At 61.1% G+C, this 6,437-nt stretch carries 3 protein-coding genes; all 3 read left to right on the plus strand.

What is annotated here, in order from left to right; genetic code table 11:
* Window positions 1–775 (plus strand): LysM peptidoglycan-binding domain-containing M23 family metallopeptidase (locus tag VHE12_10040; protein HVZ81114.1); only part of this gene is annotated, 775 nt, incomplete at its 5' end.
* A gap of 132 nt (window positions 776–907) precedes the next feature.
* Window positions 908–4,450 (plus strand): DUF6537 domain-containing protein, encoded by a 3,543-nt coding sequence (locus VHE12_10045; GenBank protein ID HVZ81115.1) that lies wholly within the window; start codon window positions 908–910, stop codon window positions 4,448–4,450.
* Window positions 4,451–4,779: 329 nt separating this feature from the next.
* The coding region (locus VHE12_10050; protein HVZ81116.1) for a hypothetical protein at window positions 4,780–6,437 on the plus strand (1,658 nt) is incomplete at its 3' end.

Below are 6,437 nucleotides of genomic sequence, written 5' to 3' on the forward strand. Positions count from 1 at the left end.
CGAGATCGACATCAAACGCCTCCGCTCCAAGACCGTGGCGGTGACCATCCACCACATCGCGATGGGGGAGAACTACTGGACCATCGCCAAGGCCAACAACACCGATCTCTACACCCTCATCGGCGCCAATCCCACCATGCCTTTCATCGCCCGGGTCAAGCAGCAGCTCCTCATGCTTTCCCGCAGGGGCGTCCTCTATACCGTCAAGAAGGACGACAACGTCGCCAAGATCGCCGAGATGTTCGCCACCACCGAGAAGGTGGTCAAGAAGGAGAACGGCCTCACCTGGTTCTGGCAAAGCCTCAAGGAAGGGGACGTGGTCTTCATCCCCGACGTGAAACCCATCCTGATGGTCAAGGAATGGGATAATTACTTCAGTCACCGGGGTTTCTTCGGCGATCCCTTGGGCCGCTGGGCCAAGATCAATTCAGCCTTCAACTTCCGGACCGATCCCATCACGGGCGAGGTTCGCCACCACAACGGCGTGGACCTCAAGGCCAAATACGGGGATCCCGTCTACGCCGCCGCCAACGGAAAGGTCATCTTCACGGGCGTCTCGGGCGGTTACGGCAACCTCATCATCCTGGCCCACTCGAACGGCATGCACAGTTATTACGGGCATCTTTCCAAGATCTACGCCAAGGCGGGGACCCATGTCAGGCGGGGGACCTTGATCGGCCGCGTCGGCGCCACCGGCCGCGTCACGGGCCCGCACCTGCATTTCGAGCTCCGCAACAAGAACAACAAGCCCCTCGATCCGCTCCTCTTCATCTGACCAAGAAGCTTTTCGCCGTTCCGTTGGGTCCCCTGGAACGTCCAATGGAAAGGTTTAACGCCTTTTCGGGGGAACGAAACCCCTTTGTATCGTTGAAAAGCCCAAATCCGGCGTGTAAGGTAAATGCCATACATGGACCCACGTTTTGTCAAAGACCAGGGCACCGAGACCTATACCGGTAACGAACTGATCCTCAAGGGCGGGCTGGAAGCCGGGATGAGCCTTTTGACCGGTTATCCGGGATCCCCGGTGGCCGATGTCTTCGAAGCCGCCGCCAACGCCGCCCCCTATCTCAAAGAACACGGCATCCTCGCCCAGATCGCCAATAACGAGGCCCTTTCGGCCGCGCGCCTGAACGGCGCCCAGATGGCGGGCCTCAGGGCCGTCACGGTCATGAAATCGGTCGGTTTCCACGTAGCCGCCGACGCCCTGGTGGCCGGGTCCCTGGCCAAGAAGGACCACCAAGGGGCCGGGGTCATCGTCATCGGGGACGATCCCTGGAGCGATACCACCCAGGTCCCGGTCGATTCCCGCCGCCTTTCCGACCATCTTTTCATCCCTGTCCTGGAACCGTCCACCTTCCAGGAGATCAAGGACTGGATGAAGGTCGCCTTTGAGCTCTCCGAGGAGGCCGACCTCTTCATCGCCTACTTATTGATCACCTACACCGCCGAGGGCGGCGGAAGCGTGGAGGTCCATCCCAACCAGCCCCCGAAGGGCTTCAGCACCCTGAACAAGGCCACGATCGACAGCTCCACCTTCGACATCAAGCACAGCATCGTCCTTCCGCCCCACACCGTGCCCCTGGAGAAGGAGACCCTGAACCAGAAGTTCCCCCGTCTCCTGGAGGCCGTCCGCAAAAAGGGCATCAACCAGCTGTTGAACCCCAAGGCCAAGGCGCCCTTCGCCTTCGTGACCGCCGGGGCCTCCTATACCTACCTGGAACAGGCCCTGTCCGAGTTCGGGCTTTCGGGCAAGTTCCCGATCCTGAAGTTGGGGATGACCTATCCGGTGGACCCCCAGACCGTCGAGGAGGTCCTCAAGCTCACCGATACCCTGGTGGTGGTCGAGGAGAAGCGTCGGTTCATCGAGAGCCAGGTCCGCAACATCGCCATGGACCTTTACCAATCGGAGAAGCTCGCCAAGATGCCCAAGGTCTGGGGCAAGACCTTCCCGGATGCCCTGACCCCCTTCCAATCGGACCAGGGCCTGAGCCCGGCGGTGGTCATGAAGACCCTGGGGCCCCTTCTTTCCCATTTCGAGATCTCCACGCCCAGGGTCAAAAAGGAACTCCAGTTCATGGAGGGCCTGGAGAAGTTCGAGGTGGATATCCCCCTGCGCACGCCCTCCTTCTGCCCGGGTTGCCCCCACCGCGATTCGTCCTCCGTCTTCCTCGAATTGGTCGCCGACTTCAAGGACCCTGCCTACATGAAGAAGGCCCACAAGCGGGAACCGATCGACATCCTGTTCCACGGCGACGCGGGCTGTTACGTGCTGCTTTTCATGCCCCCCAACGGCCCCCTGATGCACAACTACATCGGCATGGGGCTGGGCGGCGGGACCGGGGCCGGACTTTCGCCCTTCTCGACCAACAAATCGGTCTGCTTCGTGGGCGATTCCACCTTCTTCCATTCCGGGCTGGCCGAGGTGTCGGACTCCATCAAGAACAACCAGGACGTGCTCTATGTGATCCTGGACAACAAGACCACCGCCATGACCGGCCATCAGCCCCACCCGGGCATGGAGAAGGATTTGATGGGCAACCCCACCTTCGGGCAGGACATCGAGAAGGTGCTGGAGGGCCTCACCAAGGGGGAGGACGTCTCCATCGCGCGGGTGAACCCCGAACAGCGGGAGGATTACCGGCAGATCCTGGAGGACATGATCCTGGAACCGGGCGTGAAGTTCGTCATCGCCGACAAGGAATGCGGCATCACGTTCCACCGCCGCAAGCGCCGCGAAGTGAGCCGGGCCAAGGCCAAGAAGGGCTACCTGCCCGTCCAGAAACGCATCAACGTCAACGACCATACCTGCGAGCTCTGCCTGGAATGCACCCGGCTGACCGGCTGTCCCGGCCTGGCCATCGAGAACACCGTTTACGGCCCCAAGATGAGCACCGACCTTTCCTATTGCGTGTCCGACATGGCCTGCACCAGGGTCAAGGCCTGCCCGGCTTTCGAGGAACTGACCATCATCCGCAACCACAAGCCCGAGTCGCCCAAACTGCCCGATCCGACCATGATCCCCATGCCCGTCGTCCCCGACTTCCAGGAGGACTGGCGGGCCTATATCGCGGGGGTCGGCGGGATGGGCATCGGCTCCTCCACCTCCGTCCTGGTACGGGCGGCCGAGAAGCACGGCTACCACATCACCTTCTGCGACAAGAAGGGGATCGCCATCCGCAACGGCGGGGTCTATTCCCAGATCACCCTCTCGAAGAAAAAGAAGGTCGTCTCACCCCTCCAGCCGCAGGGCAAGGCCAACCTGCTCCTGGGCCTCGACATCCTTGAATCGGCCCGGGGCTTGGACCCGCGCCTGCAGTTCCGCATCGGGTCGAAGGAATACACCCACTCGGTGGTGAACACCCATAAGACCCACACCATCCTCACCCTCCTGGGCCGGGATGATTTCTCGCCCGAGGAATTGAGCGAGCTTTTCAAGCGATACACCAAGGACTATTTCGGCGGGGACCTGAGCCTCATCGCCGAGCAATACCTGGGCAACAAGGTGTTCGTGAACATCGTGCTGGTCGGGGTGGCCTTCCAGCGGGGGCTCTTGCCCCTTTCCTTGAACGAGATCATCGAGGCCATCAAGGACAACTTCCCGCCCAGCGCCGCCAAGCACAACATCGACGCCTTCCACCTGGGCCGCCACGTGGCCATCCACCCCGAGTTTTACAACGCCGAGGTCCGCATGGGCTTCCAGGAAGTCATGACCAAGAAGGCCTCCATCCTGGGCGCGAAACGCGCCGAGGCTTACGCCGCCATGTCCACCGAGTTCCTGCAGGCCTGGGAAGGGGACGAGGAGACCCGGGTGCAGTTCGTGAACCGGCTCTATGACCTCATCGAGTTCGAGGACGCCGCCTATGCCCGCCGCTATGCGGATCGGGTCCTGGCGACCTTGAAGAAGGACTCCAAAGCGGCCGATTTCGAAGCCACCAAGGCGGTCGTGCGGTACCTGCACAAGGTCATGGAGATCAAGGACGAGGTCTATGTGGCCCACCTGCTGACCAGTCCGGAAAAGTACGAGAAGGACGCCAAACGCTACAAGGTGGACCTCGCCAAAGGGGACCGCATCGTTTACAAGCACTTCAACCGGCCCCACTTCGACATCCTGGGCATGGAGATCGAGTTCGATTTCAACAGCCGGGACTGGATGTTGAACGTCATGAAGCACATGAAGTTCCTGCGCCGCCTGATGCCCGCCTGGCACAAGCGGGAAAAGGCCTTTAGGGCCTGGTACGAGGGGATGGTCGATAAGTTCGAATATACGAGCCCGGAGATGTACGAGCGCTGGGTGGCGGTTCTGTCCTTGCCCGAGGATGTGAAGGGCTATCGGGAAGTTCGGTATCCGAAAATGGAGAATGCCACTAGCCTGGCCGATCAGATCTTGTCCGGCAAAGCGACACCCCAGAAGAAACCGTCCGCCGCAACCCGCCAGCTTTCAAAAGTTTAGTTTTAATCAACGCGTAAAAATTCCGCGAATCAATTTCTCTGATATTTTTTGAAACCGTTTTACCGACCATCCCTATCTCCATCGCTCAATTCATTGGCTTTTAAGAGTTTTGCCTTACGTTTAACCTTTTGTCGGTCTCTTTGAGAATGGGCGGCTCCGAATCGACTTTCCAAACCTCCGCGGCATCCTATATTGGAATCGAGAAGTGATCCGAGACCGGCTGAAACCCCTCTCCTGTCTTTCCCTCCTTCAGGGCCTCACAACCTAAGACCAAAAATTCGATCCAACTGACATTCGCTAAATCCTCCCATGGGGACGGAGGTTTGGGGATGATCCATCATTTCCGTTTATCAACGCTGACAGAGCTTGTTTTCCTTGAATTGGTGCTGGTTTTGGAAGGCGCGGGGTCCGCTTTTGCCTGGGTGAATCCCGGTTTCGAGACCGGCAACACGGGCGGCTGGACCACCGCCACCAATTCAGGGGCCAATGTCGTCTGCCTGCCCAGCGCCTCGATCGTGACCTCCGGGCCCGCCACCAATTCCAACGGCGGCCTGAACATGGTCCATAACGGCGCCTATGCCGTTCAGCTCTTTTCGGGCCGTGGGGACAACAACCACGCCGATTGGGCCAGCATCGAACAGACCGACCGGGTGCCGACCAACGGCCAATGCTGCCTTTCCTTCTGGTTCGCCGGGGTCTTCGAGGACCGCCATTACCTGGAGAACGACCTGACCAGCGACACTTACCTTCAGGCGGACGTACTGGTGGGCGGGGCGGTGGTGGCCACGATCCGCTATACCTGGTCGAACAACCTGGGCCAGATCGTGGTGGATGGCCTCACCGCCAGCGGGGACAACACCCTTTGCGCCATCCAGGGAACGCCCAACGACTGGGGCTACCTGCCCTGGACCCAATACACCATCAACCTCTGCAAATACGCGGGCCAACAGGCGACCCTCCGCATCACCGACTACGACTGCGCCCAGGGCGGCCATTACGGCTTCGGCTTCGTGGACGACGTGCAATGGATCACCTGCCCCACGCCCCAATTGACCCTGACCAAGGCCAATAGCCCCTCCGGAACGGTGGCCGCCGGAACCACCATCACCTACACCCTCACCTACGCCAATGTGGGGACCTCGCCGGTGGACGGGATGGTCATCAACGACACCATCCCCGCCGGGACCGCCTATGTGGACGGTTCCATGGGGAGCAGTCCCAGCATCCCGGTGACCTCCCGGGTGGGGGACGACCTGATCTGGGACGTGGGCTACCTAGCCCCGGGCGGATCGGGGACCCTGACCTTCCAGGTGGTGCCCTTGACCTGCGGGGAGGTCATCCCCAACCAGGCCGCCGAATCGGACCTGGAAACGGCCGGTCTTCTCTCCAATACCGTCACCAACCAGACCCTGGCCTGCACACCCACCCTGACCTCCACGCCCCAACCGACATCCACGAGCACCTCGACCTTCACGGCCCAACCGACTTCGACAGGCACCTCCACTTCGACCTCGACCCGTACCTCGACACCCAGTTCCACGGCCACTTCAACCCGGACCGCGACCTCGACGGCGACCCCAACGCCTTCTTCCACTGCGACCCGGAGTTTCACCCCCAGTTCGACCGCCAGTTCCACCGCCACCCGGACCTCCACCTCCACCCATACAGGGACCTCGACAGCGACCCGGACCGCCACGCCTATTTTCACTTCGACCCATACCCATACCGCCACGGAGACAGGGACCTCCACCCACACTTTCACGGCCACCCGGACCTTCACCGCGACTTCTTCCTTCACCTCCACTTCGACCCGCACGGCGACCTCCACGCCCACGATCACCAGCACCTCGACCTCCACCTTCACCCATACGGCCAGTTCCACGCCGACCCGGACCTTCACGGTGACCAACACGGCGACCCAGACCGCCACTTCGACGGCGACCTATACGGCCACCTCGACCTTCACGCCCCCCCGGACCCCCACCCC

Source organism: bacterium (genome assembly GCA_035549195.1).
Classification (GTDB): domain Bacteria; phylum Oederibacteriota; class Muellerivitia; order Muellerivitales; family Muellerivitaceae; genus DASZRK01.